The organism is Streptomyces sp. NPDC048295 (assembly GCF_040652135.1).
GTDB lineage: Bacteria > Actinomycetota > Actinomycetes > Streptomycetales > Streptomycetaceae > Streptomyces.
In genome coordinates this window covers 126288-149814 of sequence record NZ_JBEZLL010000001.1, presented here as the reverse complement: position 1 = coordinate 149814, position 23527 = coordinate 126288, and the positions used below count along the sequence as shown (strand labels likewise).

23 protein-coding genes are annotated in these 23527 nt (G+C 69.3%); 22 read left to right on the top strand and 1 reads right to left on the bottom strand.

From position 1 onward, the window contains the following. Positions 1-76: 76 nt before the first annotated feature. From AB0D53_RS00635 to AB0D53_RS00530, 22 genes are all read left to right on the top strand, one after another. Positions 77-1426: a homoserine dehydrogenase gene (locus tag AB0D53_RS00635; protein ID WP_362437896.1), complete on the top strand. Its 1350-nt coding sequence runs from the start codon at positions 77-79 to the stop codon at positions 1424-1426. A gap of 6 nt (positions 1427-1432) precedes the next feature. Beyond that, positions 1433-2503 (top strand): threonine synthase, encoded by a 1071-nt coding sequence (gene thrC / locus AB0D53_RS00630; protein ID WP_362437893.1) that lies wholly within the window; start codon positions 1433-1435, stop codon positions 2501-2503. 310 nt (positions 2504-2813) lie between these two features. After that, complete coding sequence (thrB, locus tag AB0D53_RS00625) at positions 2814-3731, top strand: homoserine kinase (RefSeq protein ID WP_362437890.1); 918 nt, start codon at positions 2814-2816, stop codon at positions 3729-3731. Positions 3732-4116: 385 nt separating this feature from the next. Then, positions 4117-6129: a transcription termination factor Rho gene (gene rho, locus AB0D53_RS00620; protein ID WP_362437887.1), complete on the top strand. Its 2013-nt coding sequence runs from the start codon at positions 4117-4119 to the stop codon at positions 6127-6129. Positions 6130-6540: 411 nt separating this feature from the next. After that, positions 6541-7644, top strand: coding sequence for an LCP family protein (locus tag AB0D53_RS00615; RefSeq protein WP_362437884.1), 1104 nt, complete (start codon positions 6541-6543; stop codon positions 7642-7644). A 142-nt stretch (positions 7645-7786) separates the two neighbouring features. Next, positions 7787-8011: a 50S ribosomal protein L31 gene (gene rpmE / locus AB0D53_RS00610; RefSeq protein ID WP_073214489.1), complete on the top strand. Its 225-nt coding sequence runs from the start codon at positions 7787-7789 to the stop codon at positions 8009-8011. Between the two features lie 155 nt (positions 8012-8166). After that, positions 8167-9243 (top strand): peptide chain release factor 1, encoded by a 1077-nt coding sequence (gene prfA / locus AB0D53_RS00605; protein WP_362437880.1) that lies wholly within the window; start codon positions 8167-8169, stop codon positions 9241-9243. A gap of 40 nt (positions 9244-9283) precedes the next feature. Next, on the top strand, positions 9284-10129 hold the full coding sequence (prmC, locus tag AB0D53_RS00600) for a peptide chain release factor N(5)-glutamine methyltransferase (protein WP_362437877.1): 846 nt from the start codon (positions 9284-9286) through the stop codon (positions 10127-10129). A 64-nt stretch (positions 10130-10193) separates the two neighbouring features. Further along, positions 10194-10841: an L-threonylcarbamoyladenylate synthase gene (locus tag AB0D53_RS00595; protein WP_327244332.1), complete on the top strand. Its 648-nt coding sequence runs from the start codon at positions 10194-10196 to the stop codon at positions 10839-10841. After that, a complete protein-coding gene (locus AB0D53_RS00590) occupies positions 10838-11479 on the top strand; it encodes a protein-tyrosine-phosphatase (protein WP_329814011.1) in 642 nt (213 codons plus the stop codon). The genes AB0D53_RS00595 and AB0D53_RS00590 overlap by 4 nt, the downstream gene beginning before the upstream one ends. A 133-nt stretch (positions 11480-11612) precedes the next feature. Next, on the top strand, positions 11613-12878 hold the full coding sequence (glyA, locus tag AB0D53_RS00585) for a serine hydroxymethyltransferase (protein ID WP_362437872.1): 1266 nt from the start codon (positions 11613-11615) through the stop codon (positions 12876-12878). 120 nt (positions 12879-12998) lie between these two features. Beyond that, the gene (locus AB0D53_RS00580; protein ID WP_362437869.1) at positions 12999-14384 is read left to right on the top strand and encodes an MraY family glycosyltransferase; all 1386 of its coding nucleotides are present in this window, start codon (positions 12999-13001) and stop codon (positions 14382-14384) included. 263 nt (positions 14385-14647) lie between these two features. Further along, positions 14648-15085: a hypothetical protein gene (locus AB0D53_RS00575; protein ID WP_259931898.1), complete on the top strand. Its 438-nt coding sequence runs from the start codon at positions 14648-14650 to the stop codon at positions 15083-15085. 210 nt (positions 15086-15295) lie between these two features. Further along, entirely contained in the window at positions 15296-16132 is an 837-nt protein-coding gene (atpB, locus tag AB0D53_RS00570; protein WP_362438785.1) for a F0F1 ATP synthase subunit A, read from the top strand. A gap of 73 nt (positions 16133-16205) precedes the next feature. Beyond that, complete coding sequence (atpE, locus tag AB0D53_RS00565) at positions 16206-16436, top strand: ATP synthase F0 subunit C (protein ID WP_250967599.1); 231 nt, start codon at positions 16206-16208, stop codon at positions 16434-16436. Between the two features lie 42 nt (positions 16437-16478). Further along, complete coding sequence (locus AB0D53_RS00560) at positions 16479-17021, top strand: F0F1 ATP synthase subunit B (protein ID WP_360927007.1); 543 nt, start codon at positions 16479-16481, stop codon at positions 17019-17021. Then, positions 17018-17833 (top strand): F0F1 ATP synthase subunit delta, encoded by an 816-nt coding sequence (locus AB0D53_RS00555; protein WP_362437863.1) that lies wholly within the window; start codon positions 17018-17020, stop codon positions 17831-17833. Before AB0D53_RS00560 ends, AB0D53_RS00555 begins: the two co-directional genes overlap by 4 nt. 138 nt (positions 17834-17971) lie before the next feature. Then, positions 17972-19543: a F0F1 ATP synthase subunit alpha gene (gene atpA / locus AB0D53_RS00550; RefSeq protein WP_329814007.1), complete on the top strand. Its 1572-nt coding sequence runs from the start codon at positions 17972-17974 to the stop codon at positions 19541-19543. A 3-nt stretch (positions 19544-19546) separates the two neighbouring features. Then, complete coding sequence (locus AB0D53_RS00545) at positions 19547-20461, top strand: F0F1 ATP synthase subunit gamma (RefSeq protein WP_362437859.1); 915 nt, start codon at positions 19547-19549, stop codon at positions 20459-20461. Next, positions 20461-21903 (top strand): F0F1 ATP synthase subunit beta, encoded by a 1443-nt coding sequence (atpD, locus tag AB0D53_RS00540; RefSeq protein ID WP_362437856.1) that lies wholly within the window; start codon positions 20461-20463, stop codon positions 21901-21903. Before AB0D53_RS00545 ends, atpD begins: the two co-directional genes overlap by 1 nt. Before the next feature lie 111 nt (positions 21904-22014). Further along, positions 22015-22389, top strand: coding sequence for a F0F1 ATP synthase subunit epsilon (locus AB0D53_RS00535; protein WP_329814005.1), 375 nt, complete (start codon positions 22015-22017; stop codon positions 22387-22389). A 141-nt stretch (positions 22390-22530) separates the two neighbouring features. Then, positions 22531-22977: a DUF2550 domain-containing protein gene (locus AB0D53_RS00530; protein WP_362438782.1), complete on the top strand. Its 447-nt coding sequence runs from the start codon at positions 22531-22533 to the stop codon at positions 22975-22977. On the opposite strand, the gene AB0D53_RS00525 is transcribed toward AB0D53_RS00530, so the two are convergent. Further along, positions 22974-23405 carry a nuclear transport factor 2 family protein gene (locus tag AB0D53_RS00525; protein ID WP_362437852.1) on the bottom strand — a complete coding sequence of 144 codons (432 nt, stop codon included), beginning with the start codon at positions 23403-23405 and terminating at the stop codon, positions 22974-22976. The genes AB0D53_RS00530 and AB0D53_RS00525 overlap by 4 nt on opposite strands. Positions 23406-23527 lie beyond the last annotated feature (122 nt).

The window sequence follows — 23527 nt, the reverse complement described above, 5'->3', positions numbered from 1 at the left end:
TCCGGACGAGTGACAGAAACTCCCGTCCGGTGAGTGAGACTGGTCCACACATCAGATGTAAAGGAAACGAGGTCGGATGATGCGTACGCGTCCGCTGAAGGTGGCGCTGCTGGGCTGTGGAGTGGTCGGCTCAGAGGTGGCGCGCATCATGACGACGCACGCCGACGACCTCGCCGCGCGCATCGGTGCGCCGGTCGAGCTCGCCGGTGTCGCCGTGCGCCGGCCCTCCAAGGTGCGCGAGGGCATCGACCCCGCGCTGATCACCACCGATGCGACGGCCCTGGTCAAACGGGGCGACATCGACGTCGTCATCGAGGTCATCGGGGGCATCGAGCCCGCCCGCACGCTCATCACCACCGCCTTCGAGCACGGTGCGAGCGTCGTCTCCGCCAACAAGGCGCTGCTGGCCGAGGACGGCGCCGTGCTGCACGCCGCCGCGGAGCAGCACGGCCGGGACCTCTACTACGAGGCCGCGGTGGCCGGTGCCATCCCGCTCGTACGGCCGCTGCGCGAGTCGCTCGCCGGTGACAAGGTCAACCGGGTCCTCGGCATCGTGAACGGCACGACCAACTTCATCCTCGACAAGATGGACACCAGCGGAGCCGGGTACTCCGAGGCGCTCGACGAGGCCACCGCGCTCGGATACGCCGAGGCCGACCCGACCGCCGACGTCGAGGGCTTCGACGCCGCCGCCAAGGCCGCGATCCTCGCCGGCATCGCCTTCCACACCCGGGTGAGGATCGGCGACGTGCACCGCGAGGGCATCACCGAGGTCACCGCCGCCGACATCGCCTCCGCCCGCCGCATGGGCTGCACCGTCAAGCTCCTCGCCATCTGCGAGCGCGCCGCCGACGGGCAGTCGGTCACCGCCCGCGTCCACCCCGCGATGATCCCGCTGAGCCACCCGCTGGCCTCCGTCCGCGAGGCGTACAACGCGGTCTTCGTCGAGGCGGAGGCGGCCGGGCAGCTCATGTTCTACGGCCCCGGCGCCGGTGGCTCGCCGACCGCGTCCGCGGTCCTAGGCGACCTGGTCGCGGTCTGCCGCAACAAGCTCAACGAGGCCACCGGCCCCGGTGAGTCCGCGTACACGCGTCTGCCGGTCAGCCCCATGGGCGACGTGGTCACGCGGTACCACATCAGTCTCGACGTGGCCGACAAGCCTGGCGTGCTCGCCCAGGTCGCGACGGTCTTCGCCGAAAAGGGCGTATCGATCGATACGGTCCGCCAGCAGGGCAGGAATCCAGGCAGCGGCGACGAAGTCGCCACCGAGCAGGGTGGCGGCGGGCGACGGGCGGGCGGCGAGGCGTCGCTCGTGGTCGTCACCCACCGCGCGTCCGACGCCGCCCTCTCGGCGACCGTCGAGGCGCTGCGCAAGCTCGACACCGTGCGCGGTGTCGCCAGCATCATGCGTGTTGAAGGGGAGTAAGGACCCATGACAAGCAAGGGCACCCACCAGTGGCGCGGCATCATCGAGGAGTACCGGGACCGCCTTCCGGTCACGAGCACGACGCCGGTCGTCACGCTTCGTGAGGGCGGTACGCCGCTCGTCCCCGCTCAGGTTCTCTCCGAGCGCACGGGCTGCGAGGTGCACCTCAAGGTCGAGGGCGCCAACCCCACCGGTTCCTTCAAGGACCGCGGCATGACGATGGCCATCACCCGGGCCAAGGAGGAGGGTGCGAAGGCCGTCATCTGCGCCTCCACCGGCAACACCTCCGCCTCCGCCGCCGCGTACGCGGTGCGGGCGGGCATGGTCTGTGCCGTCCTCGTGCCGCAGGGCAAGATCGCGCTCGGCAAGATGGGTCAGGCGCTGGTGCACGGCGCCAGGATCCTCCAGGTCGACGGCAACTTCGACGACTGTCTGACGCTGGCCCGCTCGCTCTCGGACAACTACCCGGTGGCACTGGTCAATTCGGTCAACCCGGTCCGTATCGAAGGCCAGAAGACCGCCGCGTTCGAGATCGTCGACGCGCTCGGCGACGCCCCGGACATCCACGTCCTCCCGGTCGGCAACGCGGGCAACATCACCGCGTACTGGAAGGGTTACAAGGAGTACGCGGGGGACGCGGTCTCCACGCACACCCCGCGCATGTGGGGCTTCCAGGCCTCCGGCTCCGCGCCCATCGTGCGCGGCGAGATCGTCAAGGACCCGTCGACCATCGCCACCGCGATCCGGATCGGCAACCCGGCCTCCTGGCAGTACGCACTGGACGCCCGGGACGAATCGGGCGGTTTCATCGATGAGGTGACGGACCGCCAGATCCTGGCCGCCTACCGGCTGTTGGCCTCCCAGGAGGGCGTCTTCGTCGAGCCCGCCTCGGCCGCCTCGGTCGCCGGTCTGCTGAAGGCCGCCGAAGAGGGCAAGGTCGACCCCGGCCAGAAGATCGTCTGCACGGTCACCGGAAACGGCCTCAAGGACCCCGACTGGGCCGTCGCGGGCGCCCCGCAGCCGGTCACGGTCCCGGTCGACGCGGCCACCGCCGCCGAGAAGCTGGGCCTGGTCTAGGGCCCGCCCCGGCCCGTCGGTCATGCCCGACGGGCCGGGGAAGAACCCAGCTCAACCGCCTCTTTTCGGGGCGGAGAGCGCAGAGGAGGCGTGCGACACGCATCGTGCGCCTCCTGTGCGCCCTATGTCGCCACAGAACCTTCCTTCGATAAGCTGTACTCAACCTGCCCCGCCGCATCTGCCGCGGTGCATGGGCCGTTGTGGCCGTCGGTTCCCCGGAATCCCACTCCCCGTCACCACGACCTCCCGCCACCACGGAGAAAACGCTTCACCACCCCCCCGCTGCCACACAAGGAGAGTCGTCCAACCGATGGCCGGTCCCGCCTTCCGAGCCGCCGCAGTCCGGGTGCGCGTCCCCGCGACCAGCGCCAACCTGGGCCCGGGTTTCGACGCCTTCGGCCTGTCGCTGGGGCTGTACGACGACGTCGTCGTCCGCGTCGCCGACGCCGGACTGCACATCGACATCGCGGGTGAGGGCGCCGACACGCTGCCCCGCGACGAGAGCCACCTCCTCGTACGCTCCCTGCACACGGCCTTCGACCTGCTCGGCGGTCAGCCCCGGGGCCTGGAGATCGTCTGTGCCAACCGCATCCCGCACGGGCGCGGCCTCGGCTCCTCCTCCGCCGCCATCTGCGCCGGCATCGTCGCCGCCCGCGCCGTGACGACCGGCGGGGACGTCCGGCTCGACGACGCGGCCCTGCTGGAGCTCGCCACCGAGATCGAGGGCCATCCCGACAACGTCGCGGCCTGCCTGCTCGGCGGCTTCACGCTGGCATGGATGGACGGCGGATCGGCGCGCGCGATCAGGATGGATCCCGCAGAATCCATCGTTCCGGTGGTTTTCGTACCCGGCAAGCCGGTGCTCACCGAAACCGCCCGCGGACTGCTCCCGCGCTCGGTCCCGCACGTCGACGCAGCCTTCAACGCCGGCCGTGCCGCACTGCTCGTCGAGGCGCTGACCAGGCACCCCGAGCTGCTGCTCACCGCCACCGAGGACCGGCTGCACCAGGAGTACCGCGCCCCGGCGATGCCGGAGAGCGTGGAACTCGTCAACCGACTGCGCGCGGACGGCGTCCCCGCGGTCATCTCCGGTGCCGGGCCGACCGTGCTCGCACTGGCCGAGGACGGTGCGGCCGACAAGGTCGCACAGCTGGCGGGCGAGGGGTGGGCGGCCAATCGCCTCGCTCTCGACGCCCCGGGCGCGAGTGTGCTGCCGCTCGCCCCGTAGCCGAGAAGTGATTGCCGGTGAGTGAGAGGGGGAATGTTTGTTGGAGCCGGTAGTGTTAACCTCAAGTCTGCAACCGACGTCTATGTGGCGCGTTGCTTCGTGTCCCTTTCCGGGACCACCAATTCTTCCGGGAGCCTCCCCAACTGCCTGAGCAGCCTGCCTGAGCAGTTTCGTGCACGCTCCGGAACCGGCACGACACCCCTCGCTCGTCCAGGAGTGGGCCGAGCAGGGGGATGCTCGCGCCGGGCCCTTGCACACCTCCATCTCTCCGCCGTACCCGGCGGACCACCGCCCCGGCACGGTCCGCAAGAAAAAGACCGCAGTCGGACAGCACAACCGGTCGCCGAGCCAGAAGGCCGACGTCCGCTCCAGGGAAGGACCCTTCGTGAGCGACACCACCGATCTGATGGGCGTGACTGCCGACAAGAGCGTCGACAGCGCCGCGCCCGCCGAAGGTGCTGCCACTGGCACCACCGCACGGCGCCGCCGCTCCGGCACCGGCCTTGACGGCATGGTCCTGGCCGAGCTGCAGCAGGTCGCGTCCGGCCTCGGCATCAAGGGCACTGCGCGGATGCGCAAGGGCCAGCTGATCGAGGTCATCAAGGAGGCGCAGGCCGGTAGCTCCGCCGCGCCCAAGGCCGCCGCGCCCGCCGCGGCGTCCGAGACCAAGCCGAAGCGCCGCGCCACGTCCAAGACGCGTACCGGGGACGAGGCGGCGGCCGCCGCGCCCGCCGAGAAGGCCGCGGCCCAGCAGCAGATCGACATCCCCGGCCAGCCGGCCAGCGACGACCAGCCCGCGGGCGAGCGCCGTCGGCGCCGTGCGACCGCGCAGGCGGGCAGCCCGGAGAGCAAGGCGGAGGGCAAGTCCGCCGAGGCCAAGGCGGAGACGCAGGCCGAGCCCAAGGGCGACGACCGCGCCGAGGCCAAGGCCGAGGCCGCCGCCGACACGGCCGAGGGCCGCCGCGGCGACCGCCAGGACCGCGGCCAGCGCGGTGACCGCCAGGAGCGCGGCGAGCGCGGGGAGCGCCGCGACCGTCAGCGCGATCGCAGGGGCAAGGGCGACGAGCAGGGCGGTGGCCAGGGCCAGCAGGGCGGCCAGCGTCAGCAGCGCCAGGGCCAGCAGCAGGGCGGCGGCCCGCAGGACGACGGTTTCGACGACGAGGGCGGCCGTCGCGGCCGCCGGGGCCGCTACCGCGACCGCCGTGGCCGTCGTGGCCGCGAGGACTTCGCCAGCGAGGTCCCGGTCTCCGACGACGACGTCCTGATCCCCGTCGCGGGCATCCTGGACATCCTCGACAACTACGCGTTCATCCGGACCTCCGGCTACCTGCCGGGCCCGAACGACGTGTACGTCTCGCTCGCCCAGGTCCGCAAGAACGGCCTGCGCAAGGGTGACCACGTCACCGGTGCGGTGCGCCAGCCCAAGGACGGCGAGCGCCGGGAGAAGTTCAACGCCCTGGTCCGCCTCGACTCGGTGAACGGCATGGCGCCCGAAACCGGCCGCGGCCGCCCGGAGTTCCAGAAGCTGACCCCGCTCTACCCGCAGGACCGGCTCCGTCTGGAGACCGACTCCAACGTCCTGACGACGCGGATCATCGACCTGGTCGCTCCCATCGGCAAGGGCCAGCGAGGGCTGATCGTGGCCCCGCCGAAGACCGGCAAGACCATGATCCTGCAGGCGATCGCCAACGCGATCACCGTCAACAGCCCCGAGTGCCACCTGATGGTCGTCCTGGTCGACGAGCGTCCGGAAGAGGTCACCGACATGCAGCGGTCGGTGAAGGGCGAGGTCATCTCCTCGACCTTCGACCGTCCCGCCGAGGACCACACCACCGTCGCCGAGCTGGCCATCGAGCGCGCCAAGCGTCTCGTCGAGCTGGGTCACGACGTGGTCGTCCTGCTGGACTCCATCACCCGCCTCGGCCGTGCGTACAACCTCGCGGCCCCCGCCTCCGGCCGCATCCTGTCCGGTGGTGTCGACTCGACCGCGCTGTACCCGCCGAAGCGCTTCTTCGGTGCCGCGCGCAACATCGAGGACGGCGGTTCGCTGACCATCCTGGCCACCGCGCTCGTCGAGACCGGCTCGCGCATGGACGAGGTGATCTTCGAGGAGTTCAAGGGCACCGGCAACATGGAGCTCAAGCTCGACCGGAAGCTCTCGGACAAGCGCATCTTCCCGGCGGTGGACGTCGACGCGTCCAGCACCCGCAAGGAGGAAATCCTCCTGGGCAGCGAGGAGTTGGCGATCGTCTGGAAGCTGCGCCGGGTGCTGCACGCGCTCGACCAGCAGCAGGCGATCGAGCTCCTCCTGGACCGGATGAAGAAGACCCAGTCCAACGCGGAGTTCCTGCTCCAGATCCAGAAGACGACGCCGGCCCCGGGCAACGGGAACGACTGACGTCGTACCGGACCGGCTGAATCACAGGGCCGCCCCCGTCACTTCGGTGCCGGGGGCGGCCCTGTGCCGTGGGCCGGGCGAAGGTGACGCGGCCGCCCCCGGCATCCGTGGTCGAATCGAGACCTTTGCCACATGCGGGACGCGCCGCCGGGCCCGCCGCGATGCCTGTACCGGACAAGAAACCGCAGGTGAGCGCCGGATCACCGGCTGTTGAACCATGCCGGGTGTCCGTTTCGTCCTCACATGGAAACAACAGGTGGCTGTGCAACCCTTCTTCGTGCCACGGCGTCGTACGCGATACCGACATGTCGATGTTTCAGTGACCGGACACCGCTGCTGGAGGCGGGGCCTGCCCGGCGCATCAGGGCCGGACGGACCCGAGCCGGGAAAGCCGACGACCGAAGGAGACCCATGACCGAGCAGAACGGGAGCGGCGGCCGAATACGCCCCACCGGCAAGCGCCGGAAGAAGCCCTCCCGTCGCAGCAGGGCGACCGTGATCGCCGCCTGGACCCTGGCCGGCGCGGTCGTCGTCGGCGGTGCCGGACTGGGATTCGCCTACTTCAAGCTCAACGGCAACCTCAAGGCCGTCGACATCAACGCCGCGCTGGGCAAGGACCGCCCCGACAACATCGACAACGGCTCCCAGGACATCCTCGTGCTCGGCTCGGACTCCCGGTCGGGCGCGAACTCCGAGTACGGCGCCGACGAGGGAACGGCCCGCTCCGACACCGCGATGGTCCTGCACGTCAACAAGGGCCACAAGACGGCCTCCGTGGTCTCCATCCCGCGCGACACCCTCGTCACCCGCCCCGACTGCACCAGCGACACCACCGGGCAGACCGTCGCGGGCCGGCAGCGCGCGATGTTCAACACGGCGTACGAGGTCGGCGGACCGGCCTGCGCGGTCAAGACCGTCGAGGCGATGTCCGGCATCCGCATGGACCACTACCTCGAAGTCGACTTCACCGGCTTCAAGAAGCTCATCGACGAGCTGGGCGGGGTGAAGATCACCACCACCGAGGCGATCGACGACCCCAAGAGCCATCTGAAGCTCGAACCCGGCACCCACACCCTCGACGGGGAGCAGTCGCTGGGACTGGTCCGTACCCGCAAGAGCGTCGGCGACGGCAGCGACCTCGGCCGCATCCAGCTCCAGCAGGCCTTCATCAAGGCGCTGATGGAACAGGTCAAGACCGTCGGGGTGTTCTCGAACCCGAAGACCCTGTACGACCTCGCGGACACGGCCACCAAGACCGTCACCACCGACTCCGACCTCGGCTCGGTCAAGGAACTCACGTCCTTCGCCAACGGCCTCAAGGGGCTCGGCTCGAAGAACGTCCACATGGTCACGCTGCCCGTGCAGTACGACCCGGCCGACCCGAACCGCGTCGTACCGCTGGACACCGCCGCCCGGCAGGTGTGGACCGCGCTCGCGCAGGACAAGCCGATCCCCGCCTCCGCCACCGAGAAGTCGGCGGGCGACAAGGGCGCCGCGGGCGGCGTCGTACGGTGACCGGGCGGGCCGGGAATAGGTGCGGCCCGCCCCCGGTTTTGGGAGATACGGCCGGTCCTGGCAGACTGGTACGTCGGCCCCGGTTCACGGACGCGCAATCCGTGCGTGCGACCCGGAGCCCTCCCGAACCTAGGAGAAACCCTTGAAGCGCGACATCCACCCCGAGTACGTCGAGACGCAGGTCAGCTGCACCTGTGGCGCGTCGTTCACCACCCGGAGCACCATCGACGGCGGCAGCATCCGCGCCGACGTCTGCTCCGAGTGCCACCCGTTCTACACGGGCAAGCAGAAGATCCTCGACACCGGTGGCCGCGTGGCCCGCTTCGAGGCCCGCTTCGGCAAGGCTGCCGGCTCCGCCAGCAAGTAGCGAGCCACTGCGCCGGTTCTCGGCGCCCTCTTGCGGGGGCGTCGGGACCGGCGTTTTTTCCGGCCGGGGGTACGCGGCCCCGTCACGTATCCCCGCCCGGCCGGCATCACGCCGTCCAGCAGGCACGCACGAGTGAAGAAACCAGGAGCCCGAAGATGTTCGAGGCGGTCGAGGAACTGATCGGCGAGCAGACCGATCTGGAGAAGAAGCTCGCGGACCCCGCGGTCCACGCCGACCAGGCCAACGCGCGCAAGCTCAACAAGCGCTACGCCGAGCTGACCCCGATCGTCGCGACGTACCGCTCCTGGAAGCAGACCGGGGACGACATCGGGACGGCGCGCGAGTTCGCCGCCGACGACCCCGACTTCGCCGCCGAGGTCAAGGACCTGGAGAAGCAGCGCGAGGAGCTCACCGAGAAGCTCCGCCTGCTCCTGGTCCCGCGCGACCCCAGCGACGACAAGGACGTGCTCCTGGAGATCAAGGCGGGCGCGGGCGGCGACGAGTCCGCCCTGTTCGCCGGCGATCTGCTGCGGATGTACCTGCGCTACGCCGAGCGCGTCGGCTGGAAGACCGAGATCATCGACTCCACCGAGTCCGAGCTCGGCGGCTACAAGGACGTCCAGGTCGCCGTGAAGACCAAGGGCGGCAACGGCGCCACCGAGCCCGGCCAGGGCGTGTGGGCCCGGCTGAAGTACGAGGGCGGGGTGCACCGCGTGCAGCGGGTGCCGTCCACCGAGTCGCAGGGCCGCATCCACACCTCCGCCGCCGGTGTGCTCGTCACGCCCGAGGCCGAGGAGGTCGACGTCGAGATCCACGCCAACGATCTCCGTATCGACGTCTACCGCTCCTCGGGCCCCGGCGGCCAGTCCGTCAACACCACGGACTCGGCGGTCCGCATCACCCACCTGCCGACCGGTGTCGTCGCCTCCTGCCAGAACGAGAAGAGCCAGCTCCAGAACAAGGAGCAGGCCATGCGCATCCTGCGCTCGCGGCTGCTCGCCGCCGCCCAGGAGGCCGCCGAGCAGGAGGCCTCGGACGTACGGCGCAGCCAGGTGCGTACGGTCGACCGTTCCGAGAAGATCCGTACGTACAACTTCCCGGAAAACCGGATCTCGGACCACCGCGTCGGATTCAAGGCGTACAACTTGGACCAGGTGCTCGACGGCGACCTGGATTCCGTGATCCAGGCGTGTGTCGACGCCGACTCCGCCGCCAAGCTCGCCGCTGCGTGAGCCAAGCCCGCCCGACCCGTAAACCGTACGGAGAACCGCGATGAACCTGCTGCTCGCCGAGGTGGCCCAGGCCACCCAGCGGCTGGCCGACGCCGGTGTGCCCTCGCCGCGATTCGACGCGGAGGAACTCGCCGCGTTCGTGCACGGCGTCAAGCGGGGCGAGCTGCACCGGGTGCCGGACGCGGACTTCGACGCCCGCTACTGGGAGACCATCGCCCGCCGCGAGGCGCGCGAACCGCTCCAGCACATCACCGGCCGCGCTTTCTTCCGCTACCTGGAGCTCCAGGTCGGCCCCGGCGTCTTCGTCCCCCGCCCGGAGACCGAATCGGTCGTCGGCTGGGCGATAGACGCGGTGCGCGCGATGGACGTCGTCGAGCCGGTCGTCGTCGACCTGTGCAGCGGCTCGGGCGCCATCGCCCTGGCCATGGCCCAGGAGGTGCCGCGCTCCCGCGTGCACGCGGTCGAGCTCTCCGACGACGCCATCGAATGGACCAGGAAGAACGCCGCCGGATCCAGGGTCACCGTCCACCAGGGAGACGCGCTGAGCGCCCTCCCCGAGCTGGACGGCCAGGTCGACCTGGTCATCTCCAACCCGCCGTACATCCCGCTCACCGAGTGGGAGTACGTCGCACCCGAGGCCCGCGACCACGACCCGGAGATGGCCCTCTTCTCCGGCGAGGACGGCCTCGACACCATCCGCGGCATCGAACGCACCGCACACCGCCTGCTCCGCCCCGGCGGCCTCGTCGTCATCGAGCACGCCGACACCCAGGGCGGCCAGGTGCCGTGGATCTTCACCGAGGAGCGCGGCTGGGCGGACGCGGCCGACCACCCCGACCTGAACAACCGGCCGCGGTTCGCCACGGCCCGCAAGGCCATGCCGTGACCGGCGGCCACCACCCGCACGACCCGTACCCGCGACACCCGTACACGCTTGAGGAGGCCGGCTGATGGCACGGCGATACGACTGCAACGACGCGACCGACCGTACGACGGGTCTGCGTGAGGCCGCGTCGGCCGTCCGCCGCGGCGAACTGGTCGTGCTGCCCACCGACACCGTGTACGGCATCGGTGCGGACGCCTTCAGCGCCGAGGGCGTCGCCGATCTGCTGGACGCCAAGGGCCGCGGCCGCAACATGCCGACCCCCGTCCTGATCGGCTCCCCGAACACCCTGCACGGCCTGGTCACCGACTTCTCCGAGCAGGCCTGGGAGCTCGTCGACGCCTTCTGGCCCGGCGCCCTCACGCTCGTCGCCAAGCACCAGCCGTCGCTCCAGTGGGACCTCGGGGACACCCGCGGCACCGTCGCCATCCGGATGCCGCTGCACCCGGTCGCCATCGAACTGCTCACGGAGGTCGGCCCGATGGCCGTCTCCAGCGCCAACCTCACCGGCCACCCGGCCCCCGAGGACTGCGACGCGGCCCAGGAGATGCTCGGCGACTCCGTCTCCGTCTACCTCGACGGCGGCCCGACGCCCGGCATCGTCCCCTCGTCGATCGTGGACGTGACCGGCAAGGTCCCCGTGCTGCTGCGTGCCGGAGCGCTCTCCGTGGAGGAGCTCCGCAAGGTGGTACCCGACCTCGAGGTGGCCAATTGACCGCCCCTGAGGGGCGTGGCATAGCGGGGCGGGCCGACTCCTTCCGCATCCTCCACGTCAGCACCGGCAACGTCTGCCGCTCACCGATCACCGAGCGGCTGACCCGCCATGCCCTGGTGGACCGCCTCGGCGATCCGCTCGGCGGCGGACTGATCGTGGAGAGCGCGGGCACCTGGGGCCACGAAGGGGCCCCCATGGAGGCCAACGCGGAGACCGTCCTCGCCGACTTCGGCGCCGACACCACCGGCTTCGTCGGCCGGGAACTGCTCGACGAGCACGTGATCCGTGCCGACCTGGTGCTCACCGCCACCCGCGACCACCGCGCGCAGGTGATCTCGATGGGTCACTCGGCCGGCCTGCGGACCTTCACCCTCAAGGAATTCACCCGGCTGGTCCGGGCGATAGACCCCGCCACGCTGCCCGACCCGCGGGACGAGGGCGTCGTCGAGCGCGCCCGCGCGCTGGTCCGGGCCGCGGCCGCGCTGCGCGGCTGGCTGCTGGCCCCCACCGCCGAGGCGGACGAGGTGTACGACCCCTACGGCGCCCCGATCACGTTCTTCCGCTCCATCGGCGACGAGATCAACCAGGCCCTCGACCCGGTCGTCACGGCGCTGACGGGCGTGCCCACGCCGCACTGACGGGCGTACGCGCCTGCCGGGACCCCCTGCTCCCAACGGGTGTGCCGCGGCGCTGCACAGCGGGCATGAGGGCCTTCGCGGGCCTACATTTGGAGCTGACGCCAGCACTCCTCCCCAGGCCCGGAGCCCATCGATGCCGGTCACCACTCCAGCCGCACCGTCCTCCGCCCCCGGGGCCGCCCTGCCGCAGGACTTCGACGCCCTGCTCCGGGAGGACCCGGAGATCGCAGCCGTGCTGCTGGAGGAACTGCACCGCCAGTCCAGCACCCTGCAGCTGACCGCCGCCGAGAACTTCACCTCGCCCGCGGTCCTCGCCGCCCTCGGCTCACCCCTCGCGAACAAGTACGCCGAGGGCTATCCCGGCGCCCGCCACCACGGCGGCTGCGAGCAGGCCGACGCCGCCGAACGCATCGCCTGTCTCCGTGCCACCTCGCTCTTCGGCGCCGAGCACGCCAACGTCCAGGCGCACTCCGGCTCCTCGGCGGTCCTCGCCGCGTACGCGGCCCTGCTCCGCCCCGGTGACACGGTGCTCGCGATGGGCCTCTCGTACGGCGGTCACCTCACCCATGGTTCGCCCGCCAACTTCTCCGGCCGCTGGTTCGAGTTCGTCGGCTACGGGGTGGACTCCGAGAGCGGCCTGATCGACTACGAGCAGCTCCGCGCCCTGGCCCGGGCCCACCGCCCCAAGGCGATCGTGAGCGGCTCCATCTCGTACCCCCGCCATCCCGACTACGAGCTGTTCCGGGAGATCGCCGACGAGGTGGGCGCGTATCTGATCGCCGACTCCGCGCACCCGATGGGGCTGATCGCCGGGGGAGCGGCGCCGAACCCGGTGCCGTACGCCGACGTGGTCTGCGCGACCACGCACAAGGTGCTGCGCGGGCCGCGCGGCGGGATGATCCTGTGCGGCGCGGAGCTGGCCGAGCGCATCGACCGGGCGGTCTTCCCGTTCACCCAGGGCGGCGCGCAGATGCACACGGTCGCCGCGAAGGCCGTCGCGTTCGGGGAGGCGGCCACCCCGGCGTTCACGATGTACGCGCACCGCGTGGTCGCCCACGCCCGGGTGCTGGCCGCCGGTCTGGAGGCGGAGGGCTTCGAGGTCACCACGGGCGGCACGGACACCCACCTGATCGTCGCGGACCCGGCCCCGCTGGGCGTCGACGGACCGACGGCCCGCGCCCGGCTGGCGGCGGCCGGGCTGGTGCTGGACACCTGCGCGCTGCCCTACGGGGACGCCCGGGGCATCAGGCTCGGCACCGCGGCGGTCACCACGCAGGGCATGGACGACGCCGACATGGCCAGGCTGGCGGTGCTCTTCGGGACGGCGGTACGTGAGGAGAACGACATCCGCGCGGAGGTGCGGGAGCTGGCGGAGGAGCATCCGCCGTACCCGGTGTAGGCATCCGGGGTGGAACCGATCGGTCCGATGGCTGTGTCCTCGGTCATGAGGCCCGTGCAGCGCGGCCGTCCCCGATGGCCGGACGGTTTAGGGTGTGGGCTGAGATGGCCGGCGAAATCTATGGGGCAGCCCGTGCGTGATTACCTGCTGACGCTCTGTGTCACGGCCGCGGTGACCTATCTGCTGACCGGTCCGGTGCGTAAGTTCGCCATCGCGATCGGGGCGATGCCCGCGATCCGTGCGCGTGACGTCCACCGAGAACCGACACCGAGGCTCGGTGGCATCGCCATGTTCGGCGGGCTGTGTGCCGGACTGATCGTCGCGGCCCATCTCCACAACCTCGACTGGGTCTTCCAGCTCTCCACGGAACCGCGGGCGCTGCTCTCCGGGGCCGCGCTGATCTGGCTGATCGGTGTCCTGGACGACAAGTTCGAGATCGACGCCCTGATCAAGCTCGGCGGGCAGATGATCGCCGCCGCGGTCATGGTCATCCAGGGTCTGACGATCCTGTGGCTGCCGATCCCCGGCGTCGGCACCGTGGCGCTCACCCAGTGGCAGGGCACGCTGCTCACGGTCGCCCTGGTCGTCATCACCATCAACGCGGTCAACTTCGTCGACGGTCTGGACGGCCTCGCGGCGGGCATGGTGTGCATCGCCTCCGCCGCGTTCTTCCTGTACACGTACCGGCTCTGGTACGGGCACATGATCGAGGCCGCGGCTCCGGCGACGCTCTTCATGGCGATCCTGATGGGCATGTGCCTGGGCTTCCTGCCGCACAACATGCACCCCGCGCGGATCTTCATGGGCGACTCGGGTTCGATGCTGATCGGCCTGGTGCTCGCGGCCGGGGCGATCTCGGTGACGGGCCGGGTCGACCCGGACACGATGCGGCTCTTCGCCGGCAGCGAGCGCGAGGCCACCCACGCGATGCTGCCGGTCTTCATCCCGCTGTTGCTGCCGCTGACGATCATCGCGGTGCCGGCCGCCGACCTGGTGCTGGCGATCGTGCGGCGGACGTGGAACGGGCAGTCGCCGTTCGCGGCGGACCGCGGCCATCTGCACCACCGGCTGCTGGAGATCGGCCACTCGCACAGCAGGTCCGTGCTGATCATGTACTTTTGGTCGGCCCTGATCGCCTTCGGGGCGGTCGGCTACTCCGTGCACTCGACGTCCCTGTGGATCGTGCTGGTGATCATGGGGATGAGCACGCTGGGTCTCGTACTGCTGCTGATGCCCCGCTTCACCCCGCGGGCTCCGTACTGGGCGGAACGCTTCGTACCGCCTCGCTATCGCCGCAGGCGGGGCAAGGGCGAGGAGCCCGGGGAGGAAGCCGCGTCGGCGTCCGGTGCCCAACAGGAGCCGCTGGAGGGCGGGATGGGGCGGACGGGGCCCGAGTCGAAGGAGCGCGTTCCGGTCGTCGTGGGGGTCTCCGGCGTCAACGGGGCGACCGCCGTCGGCCCTCGTTCGCGTCTTTCGGACAGAGATCGGGCTGAATCCGCTCGCTGAGAAACGGGCATCAAGGGGCAATATCAGACAACACATTGAGTTGTCTTGCTCACATGCGCGAATTCACACTCACGTGTGACAGTAAGCACACTTTCTTGGTAAAGACCTCATCAAATAGTTTGTGATACCGTTCACGAAGCCCGGTGACGGAGCCGAAGGACCTGAGTAGCACGGTCCATTGGTGCGAGGCATCGACTCGAACCGGGCCCTTACGCTCGTCCATGACGACACACTGCCCACCCCCTGCAAGCGGAGCTGCCGCCATGCCGTCCAACGACGTCCGGACTCTCCTTCAAGCCGCCGTACCCACCGCTGCCGCCGGCGTCGTCGCCGTAGCTGTCAGCGCTGGTGTCGCGGGCGGCAAGGGAGCCCTTGGCGCGGGCGTTGCGACGATCGTGGTGATCCTCTTCATGGGGATCGGGCTGCTGGTCCTGCAACGGACCGCGCGGTCCCTGCCGCACCTGTTCCAGGCGATGGGGCTGATGCTTTATACGGCTCAGCTTCTCCTTCTGTTCATCTTTGTCGCCGCATTCAAGAACACGACGATGTTCAACCCGAAGGCCTTCGCGATCACGCTGGTCGCGATGACCCTCGTGTGGATCGGCGCACAGACGCGTGCGCACATGAAGGCCAAGATCCTTTACGTCGAACCCGAGTCCGACAAGGCGGAAAAGCCCAAGAACACGGGCTCGAAGTCGTGAAGGGTAGGGGCGGGATAAGTGCAGGTTCGAGACCCTGCTATCGTCCGGTTCCAACTGCGGCACTGCGGGCGCGGGCATGTGAGCTGACGCCTGCTCGATCGCGAGGCTCAATGCCTGACTGCCGCTCACACATCCGTAACACCAGTCCAGTGCCGAACCGCGGCTGCGCGCCGCGCCGACACAACGAGGTTGCCGTACCTATGCGCCACGCTGAAGGAGCCCGCGGTGAGTGCTGACCCGACACAGGTGCTCGCCTTCGAGACCGATTGCCACATCTTCGACGGTTGTGGTTTCCCGGCACCCGGCTTGCACTCGTTCCTGTTCGAGCCCCTGTGGGGCGACGCGGACAGCAACCTGTACTTCAACAAGCCGATGCTGCTGGCCCTGCTCGGCTCGATCATCGTCGTCGGCTTCTTCTGGGCGGCCTTCCGTAAGCCGAAGGTCGTCCCGGGCAAGCTGCAGATGGTCGCCGAGACCGGCTACGACTTCATCCGTCGCGGCGTCGTCTACGAGACCATCGGCAAGCGCGAGGGCGAGAAGTACGTCCCGCTCGTTGTCTCGCTGTTCTTCTTCGTCTGGATGATGAACCTCTGGTCGATCATCCCGGTCGCGCAGTTCCCGGTGACGTCCATCATCGCCTACCCGATCGTGCTGGCCCTGATCGTCTACGTGCTCTGGGTCAGCCTGACCTTCAAGCGGCACGGATTCGTCGGCGCCTTCAAGAACTTCACCGGGTACGACAAGTCGCTCGGCCCGGTGCTGCCGCTGGCCATGACGATCGAGTTCTTCTCGAACCTGCTCGTCCGGCCGTTCACCCACGCGGTCCGACTCTTCGCGAACATGTTCGCAGGCCACACGCTGCTGCTGCTGTTCACCATCGCCAGCTGGTACCTGCTCAACGGCATCGGGATCGCCTACGCGGGCGTCTCCTTCGTGATGGTCATCGTGATGACCGCCTTCGAGCTCTTCATCCAGGCGCTGCAGGCGTACGTCTTCGTGCTCCTGACTTGCACCTTCATCCAGGGCGCGCTCGCCAAGCACCACTGAGCATCCCGCACCCGACCCTTATTCGTCCGGTGGCCAACCCCCACCGGTCCGTGAAAGAGAAGGAAGAACTGGCATGTCCCAGACCCTTGCTGCCGTCACCGGCTCCCTCGGCTCCATCGGTTACGGCCTCGCCGCCATCGGTCCCGGCGTCGGCGTCGGCATCATCTTCGGTAACGGCACCCAGGCTCTCGCCCGTCAGCCCGAGGCTGCCGGTCTCATCCGCGCCAACCAGATTCTCGGCTTCGCCTTCTGTGAGGCGCTCGCCCTCATCGGTCTGGTCATGCCGTTCGTCTACGGCCAGTGATCTTCGGATCCACGACCAGCCCACTAGACGAAAGGCAATGACGTGAGCCAGATGCTTACGATCGCGGCTGAGACGGAGAATCCGCTCATCCCGCCGATCCCCGAGCTCGTCATCGGCCTCATCGCCTTCCTCATCGTCTTCGGCTTCCTCGCCAAGAAGCTCCTCCCGAACATCAACAAGGTTCTGGAAGAGCGCCGCGAGGCCATCGAAGGCGGTATCGAAAAGGCCGATGCGGCCCAGACCGAGGCCCAGAGCGTTCTTGAGCAGTACAAGGCTCAGCTCGCCGAGGCCCGTCACGAGGCCGCGCGCCTGCGCCAGGAGGCGCAGGAGCAGGGCGCTGTGATCCTGCAGGAGATGCGGGCGGAAGGCCAGCGGCAGCGCGAGGAGATCATCGCGGCCGGCCACGCCCAGATCGAGGCCGACCGCAAGGCCGCGGCCTCCGCGCTGCGTCAGGACGTGGGCAAGCTCGCCACCGACCTGGCCGGCAAGCTCGTCGGCGAGTCCCTGGAGGACCACGCCCGGCAGAGCGGCACCGTCGACCGTTTCCTCGACGAGCTCGAGGCGAAGGCCGAGGCTGTCCGATGAACGGCGCGAGCCGCGAGGCACTGGCTGCCGCACGCGAGTCCCTCGACGCGCTGACCGACAACACGTCGGTCGACGCGGCGAAGCTCGCCGAGGAGCTGGCCGCCGTAACGGCCCTGCTCCAGCGCGAGGTCTCACTGCGGCGGGTCCTCACCGACCCGTCGCAGGCCGGCGAGGCCAGGGCGGAGCTGGCCGGACGACTGCTGCGCGGTCAGGTGGGCGGCGAGACCGTCGACCTGATCTCCGGCATGGTCCGTTCCCGCTGGTCGCAGTCGCGTGACCTGGTCGACTCGACCGAGGAACTGGCGAACACCGCGGACCTCACCGCCGCCCAGCGCGGCGGAGACCTCGACGACGTCGAGGACGAGCTGTTCCGGTTCGGCCGGATCGTCGCCTCCGACAAGGGGCTGCGCGCCGCGCTCACCGACCGGTCCGCGTCCGCGTCCGCCAAGGGGCAGCTGCTGCACAGCCTGCTCGGCGGCAAGGCACGGCCCGCCACCGAGCGCCTCATCACGCGCCTTGTCACCCAGCCGCGTGGACGTAGCCTGGAAGAGGGACTCGAGTCCCTCTCCAAGCTGGCCGCGGAGCGCCGGGAGCGCATGGTCGCCGTGGTCACCTCGGCAGTGCCGCTCAGTGATCGGCAGAAGCAGCGCCTCGGCGCCGCCCTGGCGAAGATCTACGGCCGCCCGATGCACCTGAACCTCGACGTGGACCCCACGGTCCTCGGCGGGATCGCGGTGCGGGTCGGCGACGAGGTCATCAACGGCACCATCTCGGAGCGCCTCGAAGAGGCGACCCGTCGCATGGCCGGCTGACCGGCGCAACGCAGCAACAGAACAGAGCAAGACCAGCGGCCCGGTTGGGCCGTGCAGAAATTGCAGAAGATTCCTGGGGGTCGGCCCCCAGACCCCCTTAAGAAACTTCGGGCCCAACAAGGAGAGCAGGGAACCCAGATGGCGGAGCTCACGATCCGGCCGGAGGAGATCCGGGACGCGCTGGAGAACTTTGTCCAGTCGTACAAGCCGGACGCGGCCTCGCGCGAGGAGGTCGGTACGGTCAGCGTTGCCGGCGACGGCATCGCGAAGGTCGAGGGTCTTCCCTCGGCCATGGCGAACGAGCTGCTGAAGTTCGAGGACGGCACCCTCGGTCTCGCCCTCAACCTCGAGGAGCGCGAGATCGGTGCGATCGTCCTCGGCGAGTTCAGTGGCATCGAAGAGGGCCAGCCGGTGCAGCGCACCGGTGAGGTGCTCTCCGTCGGCGTCGGCGAGGGTTACCTCGGCCGCGTCGTCGACCCGCTCGGCAACCCGATCGACGGTCTCGGCGAGATCGCGACCGACAGCCGCCGCGCCCTCGAGCTGCAGGCCCCTGGCGTCATGGTCCGTAAGTCGGTGCACGAGCCGATGCAGACCGGCTACAAGGCCGTCGACGCCATGGTGCCGATCGGCCGCGGCCAGCGTCAGCTGATCATTGGTGACCGTCAGACGGGTAAGACCGCTCTGGCCGTCGACACGATCATCAACCAGCGCGACAACTGGCGCTCGGGCGACGTGAACAAGCAGGTGCGCTGCATCTACGTCGCCATCGGTCAGAAGGGCTCCACCATCGCCTCCGTGCGCGGTGCCCTCGAAGAGGCCGGCGCGCTCGAGTACACGACCATCGTCGCCGCCCCGGCGTCCGACCCGGCCGGCTTCAAGTACCTGGCGCCGTACACCGGTTCGGCCATCGGCCAGCACTGGATGTACCAGGGCAAGCACGTCCTGATCATCTTCGACGACCTCTCGAAGCAGGCCGACGCCTACCGCGCCGTGTCGCTGCTGCTGCGCCGTCCGCCGGGCCGTGAGGCCTACCCGGGCGACGTGTTCTACCTCCACTCGCGTCTGCTGGAGCGCTGCGCCAAGCTCTCCGACGACATGGGCGCCGGTTCGATGACGGGCCTCCCGATCGTCGAGACCAAGGCGAACGACGTGTCGGCGTTCATCCCGACCAACGTCATCTCCATCACCGACGGCCAGTGCTTCCTGGAGTCCGACCTCTTCAACGCCGGCCAGCGTCCGGCCCTGAACGTCGGTATCTCGGTCTCCCGCGTCGGTGGCTCCGCCCAGCACAAGGCGATGCGCCAGGTCTCCGGCCGTCTCCGTGTCGACCTCGCCCAGTACCGCGAGCTGGAGGCGTTCGCCGCCTTCGGTTCCGACCTGGACGCGGCCTCGAAGGCGTCGCTGGAGCGCGGTAAGCGCATGGTCGAGCTGCTGAAGCAGCCGCAGTACGCCCCGTTCCCGGTCGAGGAGCAGGTCGTCTCCATCTGGGCCGGCACCAACGGCAAGATGGACGACGTCCCGGTCGAGGACATCCGCCGCTTCGAGACGGAGCTGCTGGAGTACCTGCGCCGCGAGCGCAAGGACCTCCTGACCAGCATCCGCGAGGGCGCCAAGATGTCCGACGACACGCTGCAGGCGATCGCCGACGCCGTCGCCTCCTTCAAGCAGCAGTTCGAGACCTCGGACGGCAAGCTCCTGGGCGAGGGCTGATCGATGGGCGCTCAGCTTCGCGTTTACAAGCGCCGCATTCGCTCCGTCACCGCCACGAAGAAGATCACCAAGGCGATGGAGATGATCGCCGCCTCGCGCATCGTCAAGGCGCAGCGCCAGGTGGCGGCATCGACGCCGTACGCGACCGAGCTCACCCGCGCGGTGACCGCGGTCGCGACCGGCTCCACCACCAAGCACCCGCTGACCACCGAGGCCGACGCTCCGGCGCGGGCCGCGGTCCTGCTCATCACGAGCGACCGCGGTCTGGCCGGCGGTTACTCCTCCAACGCCATCAAGGCCGCGGAGCGACTGACCGAGCGGCTCCGGGGCGAGGGCAAGGAGGTCGTGAGCTATGTGATCGGCCGCAAGGGCGTCGCCTACTACGGATTCCGCGAGCGCAAGATCGAGGATTCGTGGACGGGCTTCACCGACAGCCCGACGTACGCGGATGCGAAGCGGGCCGCGGCCCCGCTGATCGAAGCGGTCACCAAGGAGACCGCCGAGGGCGGCGTGGACGAGCTGCACATCGTCTTCACGGAGTTCGTGTCGATGATGACGCAGAACCCGGTGGACAACCGGATGCTGCCGCTCAGCCTCGACGCCGCGAAGGAGGAGGCCGGCAAGGGCGAGATCCTGCCGCTCTTCGACTTCGAGCCGTCGGCGGAGGACGTCCTCGACGCCCTGCTTCCGCGGTATGTCGAGAGCCGGATCTACAACGCGCTGCTGCAGGCCGCTGCTTCCGAGCACGCCGCCCGCCGTCGTGCGATGAAGTCGGCCACCGACAACGCCGGTGAGCTCATCAAGAGCCTCTCCCGGCTTGCCAACGCGGCCCGCCAGGCCGAAATCACCCAGGAAATCAGCGAGATCGTCGGTGGTGCCAGTGCGCTGGCCGACGCGACCGCGGGGAGTGACAAGTAATGACGACGACAGTTGAGACGGCCGTTGCCACGGGCCGCGTCGCCCGGGTCATCGGCCCGGTCGTCGACGTGGAGTTCCCCGTCGACGCCATGCCGGACATCTACAACGCGCTGACCGTCGAGGTGGCCGACCCGGCCGAGGACGGCAAGCTCAAGACGCTGACGCTCGAGGTCGCCCAGCACCTCGGCGACGGCGTGATCCGTGCGATCTCGATGCAGCCCACCGACGGTCTGGTCCGCCAGGCCGCGGTGACCGACACGGGCACCGGCATCACGGTCCCCGTCGGTGACATCACCAAGGGCAAGGTGTTCAACACCCTCGGTGAGATCCTGAACAAGCCCGAGGCCGAGGCCGAGGTCACCGAGCGCTGGCCGATCCACCGCAAGGCGCCCAACTTCGACCAGCTCGAGTCCAAGACCGAGATGTTCGAGACCGGCGTCAAGGTCATCGACCTCCTCACCCCGTACGTCAAGGGTGGAAAGATCGGTCTGTTCGGTGGTGCCGGTGTCGGCAAGACCGTTCTGATCCAGGAAATGATCTACCGCGTGGCCAACAACCACGACGGTGTGTCGGTGTTCGCCGGTGTCGGTGAGCGCACCCGTGAGGGCAACGACCTCATCGAGGAAATGGCCGACTCGGGCGTCATCGACAAGACGGCGCTCGTCTTCGGTCAGATGGACGAGCCGCCGGGCACGCGTCTGCGCGTCGCGCTGGCCGGTCTGACCATGGCGGAGTACTTCCGCGATGTGCAGAAGCAGGACGTGCTCTTCTTCATCGACAACATCTTCCGGTACACCCAGGCCGGCTCCGAGGTGTCCACCCTGCTCGGCCGTATGCCGTCCGCGGTGGGTTACCAGCCGAACCTGGCCGACGAGATGGGTCTGCTGCAGGAGCGCATCACGTCGACCCGTGGTCACTCGATCACCTCGATGCAGGCGATCTACGTCCCCGCGGACGACCTGACCGACCCGGCCCCGGCCACCACCTTCGCCCACCTCGACGCGACGACGGTTCTCTCCCGTCCGATCTCCGAGAAGGGCATCTACCCGGCCGTGGACCCGCTGGACTCCACGTCCCGGATCCTGGACCCGCGTTACATCGCGCAGGACCACTACGACACCGCCATGCGTGTCAAGGGAATCCTTCAGAAGTACAAGGACCTCCAGGACATTATCGCCATTCTCGGTATGGACGAGCTCGGCGAGGAGGACAAGCTCACGGTCTTCCGCGCCCGTCGCATCGAGCGCTTCCTGTCCCAGAACACCCACGTCGCCAAGCAGTTCACCGGCGTGGACGGTTCGGACGTTCCGCTCGACGAGTCGATCGCCGCGTTCAACGCGATCGCCGACGGTGAGTACGACCACTTCCCGGAGCAGGCGTTCTTCATGTGCGGTGGCATCGAGGACCTCAAGGCCAACGCCAAGGAGCTCGGCGTCTCCTGAGCCCATGGCTCACCGAGGGGGACGGGGTGCGTCCCGTCCCCCTCACCACGCCCCGTAGAATTGACCCAACACCCGGCTCGAACGGCCGGGTGGTGACCCGAGGAGCCACCCTTGGCTGCTGAGCTGCACGTCGAGCTGGTCGCCGCGGACCGCAGTGTCTGGTCCGGCGAGGCCACCCTGGTCGTCGCGCGCACCACGTCCGGCGACATCGGCGTCATGCCCGGTCACCAGCCGCTTCTGGGTGTGCTGGAATCGGGCCCGGTGACGATCCGCACGAGCGACGGCGGCACTGTTGTCGCCGCTGTGCACGGCGGTTTCATGTCGTTCGCGGACGACAAGCTCTCGCTGCTCGCGGAGATCGCGGAGCTGGCGGACGAGATCGATGTCCAGCGCGCCGAGCGTGCGCTGGAGCGCGCGAAGTCGGACACGGACGCTGCTTCCGAGCGGCGCGCCGAAGTGCGACTGCGTGCGGTGGCGGTGCGCTAGCGCCCCGCGACCACGTAGCTTTACCCTCAGCCGCGGCCCGAGCTGGAGACCTCTCCAGACCGTGCCGCGGCTGAGGCGATGCAGGTGCGGTTGTAGTTCTGGTGGTATCCGTTACTCGACGACGCGAGGAGGTCGGTGGAGATGTTCCTCGCGCTGTGGGTGGGCGGGCTGGTCGTCGCACTGGTCCTGATGGGGCTCTTCGTCTTCGGTCTGCGCCGGCGGCTGATTCAGCGCTCCGGCGGGACCTTCGACTGCAGCCTGCGCTGGAACGTTCCGGAGGAGCCCGATCTGTCGGGCAAGGGCTGGGTCTACGGAGTCGCCCGGTACAGCGGGGACCGGATCGACTGGTTCCGGGTCTTCTCCTACGCTCCTCGACCCCGCCGGGTCCTGGAGCGTTCCGCTATCGAGGTGGTCGCCCGGCGGCTGCCCGAGGGCGAGGAGGAGCTCGCGCTGCTGTCCGATGCCGTGGTGCTCGGCTGTCTCCACCGGGAGACCCGCCTGGAGCTGGCCATGAGCGAGGACGCGCTGACCGGGTTCCTCGCCTGGCTGGAGGCGGCGCCGCCCGGCCAGCGGGTCAACGTGGCTTAGCGGTCAGGTGACGACGGACCGTCAACGCCCGGGATCCGCGATGATGTGGCGGCGGGCGGGACGGGCGTGGCCTGGTGGTAGTACATCCGCCATGTCGAGGCCGCACCTTGCTTGCGCCAGAGCGAACTTCGCCGTGCCCGGTTGCCGTCCGACATGGTCTCGTACGTGAGATGCACCAGCCCGGGAGAGAGCAGGACCCCGGTGAAATCAGAGGGCTCGTAGCGCGGGCCGCTTTCCGTGGCACCGTCCAGTTCGGGCAGCGCGGCAATCATCTCCTCATAGGTCCACCGCCGCCCGGAAGCGCCGACCTCCACGAAGTCCGGGTCCATCAGCTGCCGGGCGAGCGAACGCGTGGCACGCACGGCGGGGTCCATGAGGCGCAACTCGCCCGCGATCGCTTCACTTACCTCATCTGTTTCTCGGCTCATGCAGACATCTTCGGCCAGGCGGCCTAACCCTTCGCAACCGAGTTACCGCCCGCCGAGCAGACGGAAAAACCGGGGAGACGGGGGGCGGACCCGTCTCCCCGGCTGCTTTCCGGGGTGGTGCG